This window comes from Rhodococcus sp. R1101 (assembly GCF_000278445.1).
Classification (GTDB): Bacteria; Actinomycetota; Actinomycetes; order Mycobacteriales; family Mycobacteriaceae; genus Rhodococcus; species Rhodococcus gordoniae.
This window is the reverse complement of sequence record NZ_AJVB01000358.1, coordinates 1-3,968: the sequence shown is the minus strand read 5'-3', so window position 1 is coordinate 3,968 and position 3,968 is coordinate 1. Positions and strand designations below refer to the sequence as shown.

The following is a 3,968-nucleotide window of genomic DNA, read 5'->3' as shown; positions in this document are numbered from 1 at the left end:
TTCAGGCCATGGCGCAGGCGCTCGGCGGCACGGTCGCGCACACCGGTTCGCGCGAGTACGGCCGCACCGAACTGTCGGTGGCCGGTGGCGTGCTGCACGACGGCCTCCCCGAGACGCAGCCCGTCTGGATGAGCCACGGCGACGGTGTCACCGAGGCGCCCGAGGGCTTCGAGGTCACGGCGACCAGCGCCGGTGCTCCGGTCGCGGCATTCGAGGACCGGGCCCGCCGCCTCGCCGGGGTCCAGTACCACCCCGAGGTGCTGCATTCGCCCCACGGTCAGCAGGTGCTCAGCCGGTTCCTGCACGACATCGCCGGCATCCCGGGCGACTGGACCGCCGCGAACATCGCCGACGCGCTCGTCGAGCAGGTCCGCGAGCAGATCGGCGACGGTCGTGCCATCTGCGGTCTGTCCGGTGGTGTCGACTCCGCCGTGGCCGCCGCGCTGGTGCAGCGTGCCATCGGTGATCGTCTGACCTGTGTGTTCGTCGACCACGGCCTGATGCGTGAAGGCGAACGGCAGCAGGTCGAGAAGGACTTCGTCGCCGCGACCGGTGCCCGTCTGATCACCGTCGACGCGTCCGAGACGTTCCTGCGCGAGCTCGCCGGCGTCACCGATCCCGAGACCAAGCGCAAGATCATCGGCCGCGAGTTCATCCGCTCTTTCGAGGGTGCGGTCGCCGAGGTGCTCGGTGAGGGTGCCGACAAGGGCGAGACCGTGAAGTTCCTCGTGCAGGGCACCCTGTACCCGGACGTCGTGGAGTCCGGCGGGGGTTCCGGTACCGCGAACATCAAGAGCCACCACAACGTCGGTGGGCTTCCCGAAGACCTCGAGTTCGAGCTCGTCGAACCGCTGCGCCTGCTGTTCAAGGACGAGGTGCGCGCGGTCGGACGTCAGCTCGGTCTGCCCGAGGAGATCGTCGGACGCCAGCCGTTCCCAGGCCCCGGTCTCGGCATCCGCATCATCGGCGAGGTCACCCGCGAGCGCCTCGAGATCCTGCGCCGCGCCGACTCGATCGCCCGGGAGGAGCTCACCTCCGCCGGTCTCGACGGGCAGATCTGGCAGTGCCCGGTCGTGCTGCTCGCCGACGTCCGCAGCGTGGGCGTGCAGGGCGACGGCCGCACCTACGGTCACCCGATCGTGCTGCGCCCGGTGTCGAGCGAGGACGCGATGACCGCCGACTGGACGCGCCTGCCCTACGAGACCCTCGAGCGGATTTCCACCCGCATCACCAACGAGGTGGCGGAGGTCAACCGCGTGGTGCTCGACGTGACGAGCAAGCCCCCGGGAACCATCGAGTGGGAGTGATCCCCGCTCGTGTGACCGAGTGGGAGTGATCTGCGCTCGCCGGAAGCGGTGAGACGGCGACGTCCCCCGGACCGATTCGGTCCGGGGGACGTCGCGTAGGTGGGGTCGCTATCTCCGGCGGTTGGGGAGGAAGACCAGCACCGCTCCGATCAGCAGTGCCGCGCCCACCAGGACCCATCCGAGGTCGACGGCCGCGAGGAATTCGACCGAGAACGGTCCGATCATGGCCCATCCGCTCACGACCAGCGCTGCCAGTGCGGCCAGCAGGAGCAGGAGCGACGGTCCCGTGCGCATGCGTTCGGCCCGATCCTCGGTGTGTGTTCCGGTTTCGTGATCAGCCACGACGCACCTCCAGAGATCCGAATTCCATGTTCGCCTTCAGGTTCAGGACCGGCCCGTCGTCCACTCCGTCCGCACCGCCGTCGATGCCGGGGCCGGGGCATCCTTTGATCTCACCCGGGCCGATCGTGCAGTCGGCGCGGACGTCGAGGTTCTCCGGCAGCAGCACCTCGACGCTGCCGAACCGGCCGTCGACCTGCACCGTGCGGTCCTCGGCGAGTTCGAGTCGCCGGAGGTCGAGGGTCATCGCGCCGAACTGCGAGCTGTACTCGGCCTGCAGCTGGTCCCCGTTCGCCGGCGCCCAGGTCCGGCTGCCCCAGTTCGAGGTATCGACGGGTCCGGCGATCGAGGCGAGGACGACGAATCCGAGCAGGGGCCCGGTCACCACGAGAAGTCCGTGACCGCGGTGCAGGAACGCGCCGATCAGCAGGCCCAGACCGATGACTGCGAGGGCCACGGCACCTACGCGGGCCGGGGTCACCCAGGCCAGGTCGGCGGCGGCACCGAGGGCGCCGGTCACGGCAGCGGCGATGACGGCCAGACCGATGACCGTGGTGGTCAGGCGCGAACGGCGGTTCGTGACGACCGCAGGTTGGTGTGTCGGTGTGGGTTCGGGCAGGTCCCACGCGAACGGGGCGACCCCGAGGGGATCCCATGCCGGCGGTGACGGCCGTCGGGGCGAGAGCGCGTCGGCACCCGGAAGCGGAGCGTCGGTGTCCTTGCGTAGGTCGGGCATCGGGGACGTCTTCCTCTCCGTGGTGTCCGCGGTGTCGGTTGCGCCGGTGGTGTTCACGACCTCCGTCGCGTCGGCGGTCTGCGAAGGCGTGGCCACCTCTGTGCCGCTCGTCTCCGAGCGGGTTGTTTCACCGGCCGGTGTCTCCGTGGCCGCCGGGCCCGCGTGCATGTTCCATGCACCGGTGTGTGCGCTCCACGGGTAGTGGTACGGATTCGTCACCGGAGGCTGAGGAAAGGCCGGTTGGTTCGAGAAGGACGATCCGTCCGTTACAGGCAACAGGGGCGGCTCGGGACGCCGCTGGTAGAGCAGCCACCATCCGCCGAGCATGAGCAGTGTTCCGATGAAGCCGGAACCACCCGAGCCCGCGCCCACCGGTCCGATGGCCCCAGCCGCGATGGCCAGGGCCACGAGGATCACGACGACCTTGGTGGTCGAGTCCGAGCTCGCACCCCGCCCGACGAGTGATTCGAGCGAGGAGACCTGGTCGCCGTGACGGGGGAACAGCAGCCAGGCCGCCAGGTAGAGGACGAGACCGCCACCGCCGAACAGTGCCGAGGCGACGAACACGACACGGATCAGCACGGGATCGATGCCGTATCGCACTCCGATACCCGAGCACACACCCGCGATGTGCCCTTCCTTCGGCAGGCGCACGGGGCGGGTCCGCCACATGTCCGCCACCTGGTCCTGAAAGCTCCTCGTGTCCATGGCACCCATCCTGCTGGGCTTCCGCGCGCGGCACATCAGGGACCAACCCTGATTTCCGGGGACCCGATCGGAACCCGGACATCAGGGTTCGTCCCCGATGCCGGGCCGGCGATCTCCGTGCCAGTATCGAGGTGTGCAACCGGTACCTGGATTACCCGTGACCGTTCCCCGCCTCGAACGGCGGGTGGGCGGTCGTATCGTGGGTGGCGTGGCCGGCGGTGTCGCCGACCACCTCGGCATCGACGCCACCAAGGTGCGGGTCGCGTTCACGGTGCTCGCCGCTCTCGGCGGATTCGGGATCGCGTCCTACGGCCTGCTGTGGATGTTCGTGCCCCCGGGCTCCGACACCGATCGCCCCACCGGCCCCGAACGTCGTCGCGCCATCGGCCTCGCCTTCATGGGTGTCGGTCTGGCAGTGGGTCTTTCGTGGTTGTTCAGCGGTGGTGCCGCCGGCGTGGTGTTCCCGATCGTCGTGGTCGTCGTGGGTGCGGCGCTCGTATGGCGCGAGTTCGACGTCGAAGGGCCCAGATCGGTACTCGGTCTGCCCGCCCACCCGACGGTCCTCACCTGGGCTCGCGTGCTCGGTGGACTGACCCTCGTCGTCACCGGACTCGGGGTGATGGTCATCGCACAGGTCGACGTCGCGGCGCTGCGCTCGTCGCTGGTGGCGGTGGTGGTCACGCTGGTCGGTGCCGCACTGCTGTCGGTGCCGTTGTGGATCCGGATGTGGCGTGCGCTCGAGACCGAGCGCGCCGCCCGGGTGCGCAACGAGGAGCGCGAGGAGATCGCGTCGCACCTGCACGACTCGGTGCTCCAGACGCTCGCACTCATCCAGAAGCAGGCAGGCGACCAGCAGGAGGTCGTGCGTCTGGCACGCA

General features: G+C 69.6%; 4 protein-coding genes. 2 read left to right on the top strand and 2 right to left on the bottom strand.

Annotated features, from left to right (window positions below; all coding sequences use genetic code 11):
- On the top strand, positions 1 to 1,307 hold a 1,307-nt coding region (guaA, locus tag R1101_RS0117755; RefSeq protein ID WP_026003416.1), incomplete at its 5' end, for a glutamine-hydrolyzing GMP synthase.
- 108 nt (positions 1,308 to 1,415) lie between these two features.
- Here guaA and R1101_RS0117750 read toward each other — a convergent pair.
- Positions 1,416 to 1,649 carry a hypothetical protein gene (locus tag R1101_RS0117750; RefSeq protein ID WP_016934704.1) on the bottom strand — a complete coding sequence of 78 codons (234 nt, stop codon included), beginning with the start codon at positions 1,647 to 1,649 and terminating at the stop codon, positions 1,416 to 1,418.
- A complete protein-coding gene (locus tag R1101_RS0117745) occupies positions 1,642 to 3,063 on the bottom strand; it encodes a PspC domain-containing protein (RefSeq protein ID WP_016934703.1) in 1,422 nt (473 codons plus the stop codon). Before R1101_RS0117745 ends, R1101_RS0117750 begins: the two co-directional genes overlap by 8 nt.
- A 124-nt stretch (positions 3,064 to 3,187) precedes the next feature.
- On the opposite strand from R1101_RS0117745, the gene R1101_RS0117740 reads away from it, so the two are divergent.
- Positions 3,188 to 3,968: PspC domain-containing protein (locus R1101_RS0117740; RefSeq protein WP_232284781.1), on the top strand; the 781-nt coding region annotated here is incomplete at its 3' end.